The organism is Thalassospira povalilytica (genome assembly GCF_002844235.1).
GTDB lineage: Bacteria > Pseudomonadota > Alphaproteobacteria > Rhodospirillales > Thalassospiraceae > Thalassospira > Thalassospira povalilytica.
The window spans coordinates 243,280-260,172 of sequence record NZ_PGTS01000003.1 but is presented as its reverse complement, the minus strand read 5'-3'; the positions used below and the strand labels follow the sequence as shown (position 1 = coordinate 260,172).

Genomic DNA, 16,893 nt, shown 5'->3' with positions numbered 1-16,893 from the left:
CATTGCGTGAAACACGGTTTGACTATTCCCGTTTTCGAGGTTATCAATCGGGGGTGTTTCGATCCAGAAACATGAAAAGCCCTGCCTTTCTTGCAACTACAAGGTTTGGAACCGTCCGCACGCCCCAGCATTTGACTGAGTGCCTTGCCTGACGGTCAACCGCATATCTTCTTCTTATCCCATAAAATCTTCGCCCTTCCGGCAACCACAGATCATTAAACGCACATATGCATCTTCAGGAACTCAAAAAGAAATCTCCGACCGAGCTGCTTGCCCTGTCTGAGGAACTCGAAATCGAAAATGCCAGCACGCTCCGCAAACAGGAGCTGATGTTTGCCATTCTCAAACAGTTGGCCGAGAACGACCATGCCATTTTTGGCGAGGGGGTTCTCGAAGTGCTGCCCGATGGTTTCGGCTTCTTGCGTAGCCCCGAGGCAAACTATCTTGCCGGGCCCGATGACATTTATGTCAGCCCAAGCCAGGTTCGCCGTTTTGGTCTGCGGACCGGTGATACGGTCGAAGGCCAGATCCGTTCGCCCAAGGAAGGGGAACGCTATTTCGCGTTGCTCAAGGTCGACAAGGTCAACTTTGATGCGCCGGAAAAAGTCCGTCATCGCATCAACTTTGACAACCTGACCCCGCTTTATCCTGATCAGCCGTTGCGCATGGAACGTGAATCCGATCAGGAAGGCAACAAGGACACCACCAACCGCGTGATCGAACTGGTATCACCGCTTGGTAAAGGTCAGCGTGCCCTGATCGTCGCACCGCCGCGTACCGGTAAGACCGTGATGCTGCAAAATATTGCGCACGCGATCGAGGAAAACCATCCGGAAGCCTATCTGATCGTTCTTCTGATTGACGAACGCCCGGAAGAAGTGACCGACATGGACCGTTCGGTGAAGGGTGAAGTCATCAGCTCCACCTTTGACGAACCGGCCCAGCGTCACGTTCAGGTCACCGAAATGGTTCTGGAAAAGGCCAAACGTCTGGTCGAACACAAGCATGATGTCGTCATCCTGCTTGATTCCATTACCCGTCTGGCACGTGCGTATAACACCGTCGTGCCAAGCTCGGGCAAGGTTCTGACCGGTGGTGTTGATGCCAACGCCCTGCAACGTCCGAAACGGTTCTTTGGTGCGGCTCGTAACATCGAAGAAGGCGGGTCGCTGACCATCATCGCAACCGCCCTGATCGATACCGGTTCGCGCATGGACGAGGTCATCTTTGAAGAATTCAAAGGGACCGGTAACTCCGAACTGGTTCTGGATCGCAAACTGTCTGACAAACGTATCTTCCCGGCGATTGATATCCTTAAATCGGGTACCCGTAAGGAAGAGCTGCTTGTCGACAAGGGCGTTCTGTCCAAGATGTGGGTGTTGCGCCGTATCCTCAACCCGATGGGGCCGCAGGACGCGATGGAGTTCCTTCTGGGCAAACTCAAATCGACCAAGAACAACGACGATTTCTTCGATTCCATGAATGGATAATCGAAATCCGGCGCAAATGGCCGGATACAGATAATTGTCTGATGATTAAACGGGGCCGGATTGGCCCCGTTTTTTATTGTCTGATGATTGGTGATCAGGCAGTTCAGTATGCGCCGGCTGAATAGGTCAGCTCGTAGCTGTGGCTATAGATTTCAAAGACATTGCCAAACGGGTCTTCGACATAAACCATGCGATAGGGTTTTTCGCCGGGATAATAGTGGCGGATCGGCATGCGTTGTTTGCCGCCATGGGCTTTGATCTTTTCCACCAGACCTTCGACATCGGGATCCTGGACACAGAAATGGAATGTTCCGGTTTTCCAGTATTCCAGATTGTTGTCCGGGCGTTGGTTATCGGGAAATTCAAACAGTTCGATGCCAACACGATCACCGGTCGACAGATGGGCGATGCGGAACGATTTCCAGTTTGCGCCAAAGACATCGGTGCACATCTGACCGATATCACTGTCATCTTCGGTGATGGTGGTCGGTTCCATGATCACGTACCAGCCAAGAACTTCGGCATAGAATTTTACAGCGGCCTCAAGATCGGGGACCGAGATGCCGATATGGGAAAAGGTGCGCGGATAATGTGATGACATTGCTGTGCTCCTGAAATGTGAAAGGTTGGGCACAGCTTTGATCGGTTATGATATAAGTAAAATAGACCAGAACTTATTTATTCGATAAAATATCGTTATGAATATATCGCCAATCTGGTTGAAAACATTTTGCACGGTGTGTGATTCGGGGTCCTTTACCCGCGCCGCCGATCGCCTTGGCCTGACCCAGGCCGCAGTCAGTCAGCATATCAAGCATATCGAACATGTTGTTGGCCCGGTTTTCCTGCGTCAGGGGCGCAAAATCGAACTGATGCCGGCGGGCAGGGCGCTTTTGCACTATGCGGCCGAGGTCGATGCGGCCGCCCACCGGCTGGCCCGTCGGGCATCACCGGATCAAAGTCATGCCGGGGCAGTCAAAATCGCCACACCGGGCAGTTCGGGACTTGGCATTTATGCAGCCCTTCTTGATCTGCAGGGCCGGCATCGTGACATCGCCATACATCATCGTTTTGCCCCGACAGATGATATCATTGATGCGGTCCTTGATAACAAGGTGGAGCTTGGCGTTGTCACCCAGCGTCCCGATGATCCCAGGCTTCGCGCCGAGAAAATTGGGATTGAGCCGCTTGAACTGATTTTACCTGCCGGGGTGAAGATCACGGAATACCAGGATCTTGTTGAAATCGGGTTCATTGACCATCCTGATGGCCCATCAATGGCGACCCGGTTGCTTGGTCAGGTGTTTCGCGAGTTTTCTGGTGTAAAATCAATTCCGTGCCACGGATTTTCCAACCAGATTACCCTTATTCTTGAACCGGTTGCCCGCGGGCTTGGATTTACCATTCTGCCGGCCTTTGCCCGCAAGGCGTTTCGCGATCAGTCGAAAATCACGGTGTATGATCACGACCCGAAAGTTTTCGACACCCTTTATGTCATATCTCGTGCCGAATGGCCGCTATCGGCCCTTGCCGGAACCATCGTCAACGAGATCCGGACGGTCATCAGCGCAAAACAAGCGTAATTTCAGCAAGCGCACCGTCAAGTTTCTGACTTTCGATCACCGCATCGCCCGGTTCGACACTGAAAGTGCCATGGCCCAAATGAATGCCGATATGATGGGTGCCATAACGCATGGTAATCGCCAGTTCGCTTGTTGTTTCAATCTCGCAGGTTCTGGCCTGATTGGCATCAAGATGATGGGGCGGATCGGATTTCCAGCCATCGCGCGGGGCAAGACTGGTCAAATGAAGGGGATTTTGGCTGCTTTCATTTCGCAAGGTCAGTTTCAATTGCATGTCCTGTGACAAATCCTGTGTCCTCCTGCGCCAATTTCATTGCTGATTTCTATGTGGGGACGGTTTTTCGGTCCCGACAGGGGATGAAGGCTTGAAACCATGCAAAAGCCGTGTGAATCTGGGGATCGTCGTTCACTACCAGATCGCGCTTGATGCAGCTTTTACTCAAATCCGTTGATTTTGCCGCCCGCGCCCACCGGGATCAGCGCCGCAAGGGCCCGGCCGAGGAACCCTATATCAATCACCCGATCGAGGTTTCCCGTCTGATTGTCGAATGTGAACCGCATACCGACGAAGACATTCTATGTGCCGCAGTGCTCCATGATGTGATCGAGGATTGCGGTGCAACCCGCGACGAAATTGCGTCCTGTTTTAACGACGCCATTGCTGACATCGTACTGGAAGTCAGCGATGACAAGGCATTGCCGCGTGAAGAGCGCAAGGCAAAACAGGTCGAAAACGCGCCCAACCTGACAGAAGGTGCCAAACTGGTGCGTCTGGCGGACAAGGTCGCCAATGTCGGGGCCATGTTGACCGACACCCCTATTGGCTGGGACGAAGAGCAGATCCTGGCCTATGTTGACTGGGCCGAGGCCGTGGTCGCCCCGTGTCGCGAAGTCAGTTACGGGCTTTCGGATCGCTTTGATGCCATTGCGCGTGATGTGCGTGCATTTCATCAGGATCGCCAGGAATTGGTCGGCAAATAACCCGCCCGGTTTGATCGTCGGACTGAAATGAACAAAGGCAGGGTGTATTCCCTGCCTTTGTCAAAAAATCTTTTGATATCAGACCACAATCGGATTTATCCGATCAATCAGACCGTAAAGACAATCGATCCGTTGGTTTTGCGGCCTTCAAGATCATCATGGGCCTTGGCGGCATCGGCAAGCGGATAGGTCGCCGTGATGTCGATCTTGACGATGCCCGATTTCAGGACGTCGAACAGCTCACCGGCCGATGCCAGAAGCTCCTCACGGGTGGCGTTATAGGTGAAGATGCTTGGGCGGGTCAGGAAATAGGCACCCGGCGCAAGCTGTGCCAGCGTAACCGGCGGGACCTTGCCCGATGACTGGCCGAAACTGACCATCATGCCCAGACGTTTCAGGCATTTAAGTGAATCTTCGAACGTGTCTTTGCCGACAGAATCATAAACAACTTCAACGCCCTGACCGTTGGTGATTTCCATCACCCGTTCGGAAACCACCTCGTCACGATAAAGGATCGGATAGTCGCAGCCCTTGGCCTTGGCGATTTCGGCCTTTTCCTTTGATCCGACCGTCCCGATCACGGTTGCGCCAAGATGCTTTGCCCACTGGCAGACAATCTGGCCAACACCGCCGGCCGCTGCATGGATCAGGATGGTATCGCCCTTTTGCACCTTATAGGTCCGGCGCAAAAGATATTGCGCGGTCATGCCCTGAAGCATCGCAGCGGCAGCCAGTTCAAAACTGACATCATCAGGGATTTTGACCAGTCCCTTGGCCGGCATCACGCGGGATTCGGCATAGGCACCAAGCGGCTGGGCGGCATAGGCAACCCGGTCGCCGACCGCAAGATCGGTGACACCTTCGCCAACCGCCTCGATCACGCCGGCCCCTTCAAGCCCAAGACCTGATGGCATGGCGGGGGCCGGGTAAACACCGGAACGGAAATAGATATCGATATAGTTCAGACCGATAGCCTTTTGTGCCAGGCGTACTTCACCGGCACCCGGTGCGCCAACTTCCACATCTTCAAAGCGCAGCACATCGCTGCCGCCTGTTTCGTAAAAGCGGAATGCTTTGGTCATGGATGACCTCCCATTGTTCCGTTCTTTTGAACGTCTGTTTCATCAATGGGTTGAGTGTAGGTCAGAAAATCGGGATTTGCAGCAGGGGAGTTATGTATTTCGCTGGGTGAAATTGCCGGGTCAAATTCGCCTGCAAAAGCCATCGGTCGGTCTAAAGATCAAAGCTTCCCTGATCATCGCCGATGACAAGTTCGACCCCTTCGATCTTGAGCAAATCACGCTTGGTTTCCAATCCGCCCTGGCCGGAATAGCCACCCGGCTTGTCACCGCTGGCAAGAACACGGTGGCAGGGGATGATAATCGGGATCGGGTTCATTCCGCATGCCGTTCCGACCGACTGGAAGGCCTTGGGCGATCCGGCCGCGGTCGCCAAGTCCTTGTAGGTTGCGGTTTTACCCTTGGGGATCTTGCACATGGCGTCCCAGACGGCCTTTTGGAAATCCGTACCATCGGGTGCCAATGGCAGGTCAAAGGCATTCAGCTGCCCGGAAAAATAGGCATTAAGCTGCTTTTTGGCTTCTTCGAGGACCGGACTGGTTTCCATCTCGTCGACAAATCCCCAGTCAAGGGCGACGATCTGACCATCAAATTCGAAGATCGTGATCGCGCCAACCGGGCTGTTCATCGAAATCTGGGGCATGGAACATACTTTCAGATATTGGTGGCACTTGTTGCTCGTACTTATCGGTCGTACTTGCAAGGTGACAAGTGCAGGTGGTGATTATGATGACGACTTATGCCGGGTTGGCAGGCAGCCCGGCAAGCAGTTTGGCAAGATCTTCTGCGTTCGTTACAGGTTCGGAACAAACCGGACCCTGACAGACATAGGCGGTTTCCCTGCCACCGATCGCGGTTTTTCCCTCGGCCGGATGTCCGGCGGGCAGGGGATCACCATTACCAAGGATGGTAATCGCCCGGTTGGGCAGATATTGGCCAAAAATCGCCCGGCGCATATCAAGATATGTTTGGCTGCGTTCCTTGGCGATCAGCACAATCTGAACCGGGTTTTGCAACATTTCGGCGGCCAGAAGCAATCCGGGCATGTTGGGGAACTGTTCGGCAATGCGCCCGCCAAAGGCCGAAAGGGTGATTTCGGCACGATCACGGTATTTGGTATCGCCGGTCAGCGCATATAGCTTCGCCAGATTTTGGGCCATGATCGCATTGCCCGACGGCACGGCATTATCCATGAACGGCTTTTGACGAACCACCAGATCGCTGGCATCTGAGGCCGACTGGAAATAGCCGCCCTTGGCATCGGCAAACAGGTCTTCGACCGTTTCCGACCAGGCAATCGCATCGCGCAGATAGGCATCCTCGCCAAAGCATTCAAACAGACGCAGGGCTGCGCGGATCATATGGGCATAATCTTCGAGCATTCCGGCATGCTGGGCGCGGCCTTCGCGGTAACTGTGCAGGAAGCGACCATCTTTCATCAGGCTATTGGTGACGAAATTGAAGGCAAGCTTGGCGTAATCGAGCCAGTCGGCCCGGTGGAAGGTCATGGCCGCTTCGGCGAGGGCGGCAATCGTCATGGCGTTCCAGTCGGTCAGCGCCTTGTCATCCCAGCCCGGACGAACGCGGTAGGCCCGTGCGGCAAGAAGCTTTTCACGCAATTGCCCAAGCTTTGCCTCGGTTGCGTCATCGGCAAGCGCAAGCCCCGATTTGGTGCGGTTCAGGATATTGTGATGTTCCCAGTTGCCACGGGCAGAAACATCATAGAATTTTTTGAAAAGCGCGGCATCATCGCCAAGAAGGTCATCGACCTCGGCCTCTGACCAGACATAGAACTTGCCTTCGACCCCTTCGCTGTCGGCATCAAGGCTTGCAGTAAAGGCCCCGCCGGGAATGCGCATTTCGCGCAAGATCCAAGTGATGGTTTCCTCGATGCGGCGGGCATAAAGCGGATTGCCATCGACGCGCCAGACATCGCACAACAGATCAATCAGCTGGGCGTTGTCATAAAGCATCTTTTCGAAATGCGGCACCAGCCATTGATCATCAACCGCATAGCGGGCAAACCCGCCGCCCAGATGATCATAAATGCCGCCCTGGCACATGCGATCAAGGCTGTGTTTGACGATCCGTCCAAGATCGGCGTCGCCGGTTCGGACCCCGGTGCGCCAGATTAGCGACAACAGGCTTGGCTGCGGGAATTTTGGCGCACCGCCGGTACCGCCATTTTCCCCGTCCATAATTTGCAAGCAGCCACGCCCGCAGCGATCAATCATTTCAAGACCGGGAACAGATCCGGTCGCACCGCTGTTCATTTTGATCAGGGCGTTTGATATCTGGGTGACGTTGTGGCGCACATCATCAGGCTTGTCGGTATAGATCTTTGACACGGTCTTGAGCACATCATCAAATCCGGGCCGACCATAGCGGGCTTCTTTCGGGAAATAGGTCCCGCCCCAGAACGGTTCACCATCGGGTGTCAGGAACATGGTCAATGGCCAGCCGCCCTGTTGGCCCAGAAGGGCCAGCGCATTCTGATAAATCGCATCAAGGTCCGGGCGTTCTTCCCGGTCGAGCTTGATATTGATGAACAGGTCATTCATCAGGGCAGCCATGTCATCATCTTCGAAACTTTCATGGGCCATGACATGGCACCAGTGACAGGCGGCATAGCCGATCGACAGCAGGATCGGCTTGTTGGCTGCCTTGGCTGCGGCCAGAACTTCGGCACTCCAGGGTTGCCAATGCACCGGATTGTCACGGTGTTGCAGAAGATAGGGGCTGGTTTCCGACCCAAGATTGTTCCGTGTAAGTTCCATGTCGTGTCCTGTGCCACCGGTTGGCTCAATATTGGCGGGGCGGCATTATCGTTGTGGCGTGCCCGATGGTGATCGAATGACGAACAGATCACGACGGACAGTGCTGTTAAAAGGGACTCTAAGGCCTATGGGATCATTCATAAAGGCAATTGGCAGTAATCTTTGTCTCAAATTCGTGATATTGCCGGGAAATGATCCAATATGCTGCCAATATGGTTATTGTGATTGAGATGGCAGGCAGGCGCGCCATAATGATGCGGACAAAAATCAGAAAATAAAAGGAGATCAGGGCGATGAAAGTAACCGTGAACATTGATTGCACCCCCGAAGAGGCCCGCACCTTCTTTGGGCTTCCTGATGTTCAGCCGATGCAGAAGGCCATGATGAAAGAGGTCGAAGACCGCATGAAGGCCAATTTGGCGGCAATGGATCCGGAAACCATGCTTAATACCTGGCTCCCGCAGGGTATCCAGAATTGGGAACAGCTTCAGAAAGCGTTCTGGGGACAGTTCAACGGATCAACCGGCGGAAGCGGTGACAAGGACTGAACCAAGTGACTGACCACTACTATCAGGCGCATGTTTTTGTGTGCCAGAACGAACGCCCGGCTGGCCATGAGCGGGGCTGTTGCAATTCCAAGGGCGCGACCAAGCTTCGCAATTACATGAAAGTCCGCGCCAAGGAACTCGGCATTCCGATGACCCGGATCAACACGGCCGGATGTCTGGACCGGTGCGAGTTGGGCCCGGTGATGGTGATTTATCCGGAAGGGACCTGGTATCGGTACGAGACGATGGAAGATATTGACGCCATTCTTGATGATCACCTGGTCGGTGGTCAGGTGGTCGAAAGATTGCAGCTTTCGCCGGATCAATAAGAATTCAAACGGTCCCTTTGTCGGGGCCGTTTTCTTTTGCACTGTTAAAACCCTGTTGGTGAAGACTGCGCTAGGTTGACCTTTGCGCGCGACTGAACGATATCGACAGCACGAACCGAAACCACAAGATTGAACGATCCATCATGATTGCAAGCCGAGAAACCATCTTTGCCCTGTCATCCGGGGCCGGGCGTGCCGGTGTGGCCGTGATCCGCCTTTCGGGGCCGTTATCCGGGCAGACGCTTTGTGCGCTGTTGGGGCGCGATACGTTGCCAAAACCGCGTCATGCAGTCTATGCCCCGATCCGTGATCCGCAATCGGGCGAGCGTCTTGATGATGCGGTGGCGATCTATTTTGCCGGCCCGGCAAGCTTTACCGGTGAAGATGTGGTTGAGCTGCATGTTCATGGCGGACGTGCCGTGATCGAAGGCGTTCTTGATTGCCTGTCATGTCAGAACGGGCTGCGCATTGCCGAACCGGGCGAATATACCAGACGGGCCTTTGAAAACGGCAAGATGGACCTGACATCGGCTGAAGGGATCGCTGATCTGATTGATGCGGAAACCGCGGCACAGCGTCGTCAGGCCGTGCGTCAGATGGCGGGTGAGCTTGGTACGCTTTATGAAGGCTGGCGTGCGCGCCTGATGAAGGCATTGGCCCATATCGAGGCCGATATTGATTTCCCTGATGAAGATCTGCCCGACGGGATTGTGCCGGTGGTGCATGGCGATCTGCGTGCGGTGAATGACGAGGTCAAACGCCATCTGGCTGATAACCGCCGGGGCGAACGCCTGCGCGAAGGGTTCCAGATCGTCATTCTTGGTGCACCCAATGCCGGGAAGTCGAGCCTTCTGAACCGTCTGGCACAGCGCGATGCGGCAATTGTTTCCGAGATTGCCGGGACCACGCGCGACATGATCGAGGTTCATCTTGATCTTGGTGGTTTCCCGGTGACCATGGTCGATACCGCAGGCCTGCGCGAAAGCGGTGATGTGATCGAAAGCGAAGGGGTGCGTCGCGCGACCGAGCGGGCCGAGAATGCCGATCTCAGACTTGTTGTTGTTGATCGTGCCGACTGGCCCCATATCGATCCCGAAGCCGCGCGGCTGATTGATGCAAAGACCATCATCCTGATCAACAAGGTTGATGGCAGCGATGCGGATGATATCCCGACCGTCTGGCAGGGTGCTTCGGTTGAAGGGGATCGCCTGGAGCTTCCCGTTTTGGCCATATCGGCCATGACCGGGCAGGGGGTCGAAAGCCTCTTGCAACTGCTGGAAACTCGCGTAAAAGAGGGGCTCGATTTTGCCGGGCCCGTGCCTTTGACAAGGCTGCGACACCGGCGTGCACTTGAAAGTGCCAGCGATCATCTTGATCGCGGATTGCAGACCGAAATCGCAGAACTTGCTGCCGAGGATGTTCGCCTGGCAGTACGCGAGATCGGCAAGATTACCGGACGTGTCGATGTGGAAGACTTGCTCGATATTATTTTCGGGGACTTCTGTATCGGAAAATAAGATCAGGGAAGAGTCGCTATAGATCGAGCCCTGCGATTGTTTCACGTGAAACATTGGTCCATTGACCGGACCTGATAAGCCTATTCGAACCGCAAAGGTTCAAACCCGCCACATATCGGTGTGGGGATTGAGTGAGGAATTCGATGTCACAGAATGTGTCGCACAACCGTTTTGATGTGATTGTTGTTGGCGGTGGCCATGCCGGCTGCGAGGCTGCGGCTGCTGCTGCGCGCATGGGGGCAGCAACGGCGCTGGTGACCCATCGCGCTGATCGCATCGGTGAAATGTCCTGCAACCCGGCCATCGGCGGTTTGGGCAAGGGACATATGGTGCGCGAAGTTGATGCGCTTGACGGTGTGATGGGGCGCGCCATTGACCGTGCCGGTATTCAGTTCCGTATGCTCAACCGGTCCAAGGGGCCGGCCGTACGGGGTCCGCGCGCACAGGCCGATCGCAAGCTTTATCGCGAAGCGGTTCAGGATATCCTCGCCAATCAGGAAAACCTCACGATCCTAGAAGGCGGGGTTGAAGACCTGATCATTGACGCGAACAATCGCGTGGCCGGAGTCATCACAGGCGACGGTATTGAATACCGTGCCGGTGCGGTGGTGCTGACCACGGGTACCTTCCTGCGCGGTCTGATTCATATCGGCGAAAAGACCACGCCGGCCGGGCGAATTGGTGATGCCCCGGCAATGGGTCTTTCCGAGACGCTGGAAAAATATGATTTCAAACTGGGCCGATTAAAGACCGGTACGCCGGCACGTCTGGATGGCCGCACCATCGATTGGGCAAGTTTGCAGGAACAGCCTGGCGACAATCCGCCGGATCCGTTTTCCTTCCTGACCAGGGAAATTACGGTGCCTCAGATTCCGTGTCATATGACCTGGACGACCGAGGCAACCCACGAAATCATTCGCGCCAATCTGCATCGCGCCCCGATGTATAGCGGCCAGATCAAAAGCAGCGGCCCGCGTTATTGCCCGTCGATTGAAGACAAGGTCGTGCGCTTTGCCGAGAAGAACCAGCATCAGATCTTTCTTGAGCCCGAAGGGCTCGACGATCCGACCGTCTATCCGAACGGCATTTCGACCTCGCTTCCCGAAGAAGTGCAGTTGGCCATGCTCGCCACCATTCCGGGTCTGGAAAAGGTCGAGATTTTCCGCCCCGGTTATGCTGTCGAATATGACTTCGTTGATCCGCGCGAATTGCGTCATACGCTGGAAACCAAAAAGGTCGCCGGTCTGTTCTTTGCCGGACAGATCAATGGCACGACCGGCTATGAAGAAGCAGCCGGGCAGGGCCTGATTGCCGGGGTGAATGCGGCACTGGTCGCCGATGGTGGCGAACGTGAATTCGTGCTCGATCGGGCCGATGCCTATATTGGTGTGATGATCGATGACCTGGTGACCCTGGGGACCCGCGAACCGTATCGCATGTTTACATCGCGTGCGGAATATCGACTGATGCTGCGCGCCGATAACGCCGATCAGCGTCTGACGGATCGCGGTCTTGATATTGGCTGTATTGCGTCAACCCGCGAACAGGTGTGGGGGGCAAAGAAAGCCGCCCTGCAATCCGCAAAGGATGAAGTTTCGACCCTGACGGAAACGCCCAATGGTCTGGCCAAGTTTGATATCAGGATCAACCAGGACGGCGTGCGCCGATCTGCATATGACCTTCTGGCCTATCCCGATATCGATTTTGATACCTTGACCCGCGTGTGGCCGCAGCTTGGCGATCTTGATCCGGCGATCAAGGAACAGGTGGCGATCGATGCACAATATAAAGGATATCTTGACCGGCAGGCCGCAGACATCGCCGCGTTCCGGCGAGACGAAGAATTGCGCTTGCCGCGTGGCCTTGATTTTGATTCCGTCGGAAGTCTGTCTGCTGAAATCCGGTTGAAGCTCAAGGAAATTCAACCTGAAACGATTGGGGCCGCGTCGCGTATTCCGGGCGTAACCCCGGCAGCGGTAACAGCATTGCTTGGCCATATCAAAAGCCACAAGCATCGTGGCAGCGATGACAAGGCGGCCAAAAGCGCCTAGTAACATCTGACAAATTCATTCTGCAAGGGCCCGGTTGAGCAATCAGCCGGGCCTTTTTGCGTTCTTCGTTCTGAATGACCGCCAGAACAACTGCACCAGGTTCTTTCTTGGGAGTCGCATCAGGACATTTTATTAGCAGCTTAATTGGCAACGCCTCCTGATCGGGCGGGGGATACCGGCCAGTTAGGTTACCGAAAATCCGACGCCGTTAACCTAACAGACTGCCACGTATCTGCACCGCGAGATGTGACCGATACACGACCTGGGTCGGGCAACTTTGTGGGTGGTTCTTTCGGGTGAAGTGCGGGCAGGGCGCTTGCGGTGATCAGGGCAGATCTAGCGAATGGCGGGATATTGTTGGGTTGCGCTGCGTCTACGTGGGTAGGTGCGCAACCTGGAAGGCGGGATGCGTATAGTAGTGTTTCACGTGAAACATTCTTTGGTGCATCTACTAAGCGATGACTGGAGAGGGAACTATTGTCGGGTGCGTCATCGGTCGGGCGATGGCTACGATAATACCAAGTCTATCTTTTCATCATCTGGCCTCTCGATTTCTGACAAATGATGTTTCACGTGAAACATTCGAGCCGACTTTTATCGATTTTTTTCGCCGCGACGCGATGAAAAACGCAAAACGTCAAAAATCAAGTCTGGTGTGTCTTTCAAACTGGACGTATAAATCATTTATGCAATCCATTTCCGCACCCGTAAAAACGTGGTTCGAACGCGATTTGAATGTTTCACGTGAAACATTGGACCGTTTGAACCAGTACGCAGACCTTGTCGTCAAATGGCAGCCACGTATTAACATCGTTGGCGCCAGTACGGCTGAAGACGTTTGGGGACGTCATTTACAGGATTCTGCGCAGCTTTGGCCGTATCTGCAGGATGTTGCTGCAGAGGGTAAAATCGTTGATTTCGGCTCTGGCGCCGGATTCCCGGGCATCGTTTTGGCCATTCTTGGGGCGGGCAACGTCACCATGATGGAATCCAATACCAAAAAAACGGTGTTCCTGATGGAAGCAGCCCGGGTTTGTAATGTTCTGGCACAGACGGAAATTGCCCGTGAACGGATCGAAGCCGCAGCACCGCGCGCGGCCGATGTGATTACGGCGCGCGCCTTTGCACCGCTGCCAAAATTGCTGGAATTGGGACAAAGACATTTGAAAGCCGGTGGCCATTATGTGCTGCTGAAGGGACGTGCCTTTGAGGATGAGCTGGCGGATGCACGAAACGCTGGTTGGTCGTTTGATGTAACCACGCATGCCAGTCTGGTGGATCCGGACGGAGTCGTGATGATCTTAAAAGGAGTTGGCCGGTGACTGATGTAATTGACTTGCCGCTTTCCGCCCAGTCACAAGGGGCAGGGCATCGTCCGCGTATCATTGCGGTTGCGAACCAGAAGGGGGGCGTTGGTAAAACAACCACCACCATCAATCTGGCGACGGCGCTTGCTGCGGTTAATCAGCGTGTTCTGATTGTTGACCTTGATCCGCAGGGCAATGCCAGCACCGGTTTGGGGTTGCGTCCTTCGGATCGTCAGATCAGTTCCTATGATGTGCTGATCAATGGCAACTCGCTGGAAGAAGCGCGTCAGGAAACCGCGATCCCGCGTTTGACGATTGTGCCGTCCGGCATGGACTTGTCCGGTGCCGAGATCGAACTGGTCGATTTTGAACGTCGCGAGATGCAGCTGAAAGAATCCCTGGGCAAGTTGCCGCAGGATGTTGATTACGTGCTGATCGACTGCCCGCCGTCGCTTGGTCTTTTGACCTTGAATGCACTGGTGGCGTCTGATGCGGTTCTTGTGCCGTTGCAATGCGAATTCTTTGCCCTTGAAGGGGTCAGTCATCTGGTTCGCACCATCAAACGTGTCAAAAAGGCATTTAACCCGGATCTGGAAATCCAGGGCATTGTTCTGACCATGTATGACAAGCGCAACAACCTGTCGGCACAGGTTGCCAATGACGTACGCGATTATTTCGGTGACGTGGTGTATCGCACTGTCATTCCGCGCAATGTTCGTGTCTCCGAGGCCCCCAGTCACGGGACGCCGGTTCTGGTTTACGACATGAAATGCCCGGGATCACGGGCCTATCTCAATCTGGCAAGCGAAGTCCTGAAACGCGAAGGGGTTAAAGCATGAGCGAAGCAAAAAAACGCGGCTTGGGGAGAGGACTGTCTGCACTTCTGGGTGAAGATGACGAAGATGTCGGCGTTGCAGTTGCCGCAGGCGGTGAAGCATCGGCTGGTGGTCATCCGGGGCCGGGCGGCACCACACAGCTGATTGCCATTACGGATTTGAAGCCGTCGCCATTCCAGCCGCGCAGCAATTTTGATGACGAAGCCATTGATGATCTGGCTGCCTCGATCCGTGAAAAGGGGATCATTCAGCCGATTCTGGTGCGTGCGTCTTCTACGGGCGAAACCACCTATGAAATCATCGCGGGTGAGCGTCGCTGGCGCGCGGCACAGCGGGCACAATTGCATGAAGTTCCTGTGCTGGTGCGTGATTTCGATGATCGCGAAACAGCTGAAATTGCCCTTATCGAGAACCTTCAGCGTCAGGATCTGTCGCCGCTTGAAGAGGCCGAAGGCTATAACCGCCTGATGAACGAGTTCTCGCACACCCAGGAAGCACTGGGTCAGGCGCTTGGCAAAAGCCGTAGTCACATCGCCAACAGCTTGCGCTTGTTGGGACTGCCAGCCCCGATCAAGCAAATGCTGTCTGACAAGGTTCTGAGCTCCGGCCATGCCCGGGCATTGTTGGGGGCGGAAAATGCTGTCGAGCTTGCAGCCCAGATTGTCAAAAAGGGATTGAATGTTCGCCAGACAGAAAAGCTGGTGAAAACCGACGGCGGCAAGGCATCCCGGCCCAAAAAAGCGTCTGGTGGGGCTTCTGCGCATAAAGACCCAGATACTGTGGCTCTTGAACGTGACCTTAGCAACATGTTGGGGTTGGCGGTAAATATTGATTTTGATGGCGCGGCTGGAAAAATCTCTATTCGCTATGAAACGCTTGAGCAGCTTGATGACATTTTGCAACGGCTTACACATGGCAAGGCCCATGATCTGACCGGAGATGCAGACAGTTCGGCAATATCCGACTCGGACGAGAATGAATTCGATTCGATGTTTATCGAAGACGATGACCCGGCCGCAGACGACGAAGATCCAGAAGAGAAGCTGACCGCGGAACTTGAAAGCATCGCCGATGCTACCTTGCCGGAAAGCGATGGCGAGGATGACGGGATTGATCTTGCTGCCGTCGTCGATGGACCGGAAGGCGATACGCCAATCGAATCCGATGCGATCGATGAAGACGAGCTTGATGAGTTGATCATAACCGACAAGGCATGACGGGGGTTGTCGGTTACTCGGCGACAAAGATCATCTCGCCACAAAAAACGGGCCATCCGATCGGTGGCCCGTTTTTAATTGGTATCAATAAAATATTCGATGAAAACTGTTACCGCCGTGCCTGTTTCTGGCGGGCGACGGCAACCTTGATCATGGCGCGATGGGCAATGGTTTCCGGGATGGCCAGGCCGCTTTTGCAGTCCTTTTCGGCCTCAAGCAGAATTTGCAGGGCACGTTGCAGGTTATTTACCGCCCAATTATTCAGATTGGCACGAAACTGGTCTGCTGCCTTGAAAAACAGGGGCGGGCGCAGGGACTTCATTGCCTGATCGGCGTTGGTACCTTGGGCAACCAGTCCCTTAACCAGATGCAATTTCTGGAAATAGCTGATCATCATGCGCAATGCGCCGACCGGGTTGAGACCTTCTTCCACCAGTCGGGTCAGTGCTGCATCAAGATTGACGACATTGCCCTGTGAAACAGCCTGAATGACATCGTCATAATGGCGGGCGGAACTATCACCAACACAGGCCATCGCATCGGCCAACGTGACCTGACCGTCTTTGAGCGCATAAAGTGCAAGCTTTTCAAGCTCGCTTCGTGAAATCATGCGGTCGGATCCGAGATTTGCCACCAGATAGCGCGTGGCATCACGATCGATCCGCAATTTGTGTTCTTCCATGATCGACTGGATCAGGGTTTCAATGTCGCGACCGCTATCGGCATAACAGGGCAGGGCCATGCCATTGCCGGCTTTTTCGACCGCCTGACGCAGTTTGGATTTCGAAGCAAGGCTGCCGGCTTCAATAACAATCAGGGCATCACCAGCCGGATCGGCCAGAAAGTCTGCGATAATCGGGGCTTGTGCTTCCCCAATGTCGCGGATGCGGATCACCCGGCGTCCGCCGCCAAAGCTGATCGCGGCGGCCTCATCACGAAGGCGTCCGGCATCTTCCTTAAGCTGCGGGATACCAAGTTCGATCACCCGAAACGGATCCTTGAGATCCTCGACAACGGTTTTGGCCAGGCGCACGGCGCGTTCGCGAACAAGGCCTTCATCCTCACCATAGATCAGGATCAGCTGTGCCTTGGCATCGGGACTGCGCAAAAAGGTTTCGACTTGGGCTGCCTTGAGCTTCATGAAGCGTCTTGGTTATCCTGGTATCGGGTGCAGAAAT

Annotated in this window: 16 protein-coding genes; 10 read left to right on the top strand and 6 right to left on the bottom strand. The window is 54.7% G+C overall.

What is annotated here, in order from left to right:
- Nucleotides 1-227: 227 nt before the first annotated feature.
- Complete coding sequence (gene rho, locus CU041_RS09590; protein WP_101246679.1) at nt 228-1,490, top strand: transcription termination factor Rho; 1,263 nt, start codon at nt 228-230, stop codon at nt 1,488-1,490.
- A 103-nt stretch (nt 1,491-1,593) separates the two neighbouring features.
- On the opposite strand, the gene CU041_RS09585 is transcribed toward rho, so the two are convergent.
- On the bottom strand, nt 1,594-2,091 hold the full coding sequence (locus CU041_RS09585) for a lactoylglutathione lyase family protein (RefSeq protein ID WP_101246678.1): 498 nt from the start codon (nt 2,089-2,091) through the stop codon (nt 1,594-1,596).
- A 97-nt stretch (nt 2,092-2,188) separates the two neighbouring features.
- Between CU041_RS09585 and CU041_RS09580 the strand changes: the two genes are divergently transcribed.
- Nucleotides 2,189-3,073, top strand: a complete 885-nt coding sequence (locus CU041_RS09580) for a LysR family transcriptional regulator (RefSeq protein WP_101246677.1) — start codon at nt 2,189-2,191, stop codon at nt 3,071-3,073.
- Here CU041_RS09580 and CU041_RS09575 read toward each other — a convergent pair.
- Nucleotides 3,054-3,347 carry a hypothetical protein gene (locus tag CU041_RS09575; RefSeq protein WP_101246676.1) on the bottom strand — a complete coding sequence of 98 codons (294 nt, stop codon included), beginning with the start codon at nt 3,345-3,347 and terminating at the stop codon, nt 3,054-3,056. The genes CU041_RS09580 and CU041_RS09575 overlap by 20 nt on opposite strands.
- A gap of 152 nt (nt 3,348-3,499) precedes the next feature.
- On the opposite strand from CU041_RS09575, the gene CU041_RS09570 reads away from it, so the two are divergent.
- A complete protein-coding gene (locus tag CU041_RS09570; protein WP_101246675.1) occupies nt 3,500-4,054 on the top strand; it encodes an HD domain-containing protein in 555 nt (184 codons plus the stop codon).
- A 107-nt stretch (nt 4,055-4,161) separates the two neighbouring features.
- Here CU041_RS09570 and CU041_RS09565 read toward each other — a convergent pair whose 3' ends face one another.
- From CU041_RS09565 to CU041_RS09555, 3 genes are all read right to left on the bottom strand, one after another.
- The gene (locus CU041_RS09565) at nt 4,162-5,136 is read right to left on the bottom strand and encodes a quinone oxidoreductase family protein (protein ID WP_101246674.1); all 975 of its coding nucleotides are present in this window, start codon (nt 5,134-5,136) and stop codon (nt 4,162-4,164) included.
- Nucleotides 5,137-5,287: 151 nt separating this feature from the next.
- Nucleotides 5,288-5,776 carry a methylated-DNA--[protein]-cysteine S-methyltransferase gene (locus CU041_RS09560; protein WP_101246673.1) on the bottom strand — a complete coding sequence of 163 codons (489 nt, stop codon included), beginning with the start codon at nt 5,774-5,776 and terminating at the stop codon, nt 5,288-5,290.
- A gap of 94 nt (nt 5,777-5,870) precedes the next feature.
- Nucleotides 5,871-7,910, bottom strand: coding sequence for a thioredoxin domain-containing protein (locus CU041_RS09555; protein WP_101246672.1), 2,040 nt, complete (start codon nt 7,908-7,910; stop codon nt 5,871-5,873).
- Nucleotides 7,911-8,203: 293 nt separating this feature from the next.
- Between CU041_RS09555 and CU041_RS09550 the strand changes: the two genes are divergently transcribed.
- The 7 genes from CU041_RS09550 (at nt 8,204) to CU041_RS09520 (ending at nt 15,715) form a co-directional block, all read left to right on the top strand.
- Nucleotides 8,204-8,458, top strand: a complete 255-nt coding sequence (locus CU041_RS09550; protein WP_101246671.1) for a DUF6489 family protein — start codon at nt 8,204-8,206, stop codon at nt 8,456-8,458.
- A 5-nt stretch (nt 8,459-8,463) separates the two neighbouring features.
- A complete protein-coding gene (locus tag CU041_RS09545; protein ID WP_101246670.1) occupies nt 8,464-8,787 on the top strand; it encodes a (2Fe-2S) ferredoxin domain-containing protein in 324 nt (107 codons plus the stop codon).
- Between the two features lie 143 nt (nt 8,788-8,930).
- Nucleotides 8,931-10,304 (top strand): tRNA uridine-5-carboxymethylaminomethyl(34) synthesis GTPase MnmE, encoded by a 1,374-nt coding sequence (gene mnmE, locus CU041_RS09540; protein WP_101246669.1) that lies wholly within the window; start codon nt 8,931-8,933, stop codon nt 10,302-10,304.
- Nucleotides 10,305-10,447: 143 nt separating this feature from the next.
- Nucleotides 10,448-12,355, top strand: coding sequence for a tRNA uridine-5-carboxymethylaminomethyl(34) synthesis enzyme MnmG (gene mnmG / locus CU041_RS09535; RefSeq protein ID WP_101246668.1), 1,908 nt, complete (start codon nt 10,448-10,450; stop codon nt 12,353-12,355).
- Between the two features lie 458 nt (nt 12,356-12,813).
- Nucleotides 12,814-13,677, top strand: coding sequence for a 16S rRNA (guanine(527)-N(7))-methyltransferase RsmG (gene rsmG / locus CU041_RS09530; RefSeq protein WP_233433061.1), 864 nt, complete (start codon nt 12,814-12,816; stop codon nt 13,675-13,677).
- Nucleotides 13,674-14,501 carry a ParA family protein gene (locus CU041_RS09525; protein ID WP_101246667.1) on the top strand — a complete coding sequence of 276 codons (828 nt, stop codon included), beginning with the start codon at nt 13,674-13,676 and terminating at the stop codon, nt 14,499-14,501. The genes rsmG and CU041_RS09525 overlap by 4 nt, the downstream gene beginning before the upstream one ends.
- The gene (locus CU041_RS09520; RefSeq protein WP_101246666.1) at nt 14,498-15,715 is read left to right on the top strand and encodes a ParB/RepB/Spo0J family partition protein; all 1,218 of its coding nucleotides are present in this window, start codon (nt 14,498-14,500) and stop codon (nt 15,713-15,715) included. The genes CU041_RS09525 and CU041_RS09520 overlap by 4 nt, the downstream gene beginning before the upstream one ends.
- 109 nt (nt 15,716-15,824) lie before the next feature.
- On the opposite strand, the gene holA is transcribed toward CU041_RS09520, so the two are convergent.
- Nucleotides 15,825-16,856, bottom strand: coding sequence for a DNA polymerase III subunit delta (holA, locus tag CU041_RS09515; protein ID WP_101246665.1), 1,032 nt, complete (start codon nt 16,854-16,856; stop codon nt 15,825-15,827).
- Between the last annotated feature and the right edge of the window lie 37 nt (nt 16,857-16,893).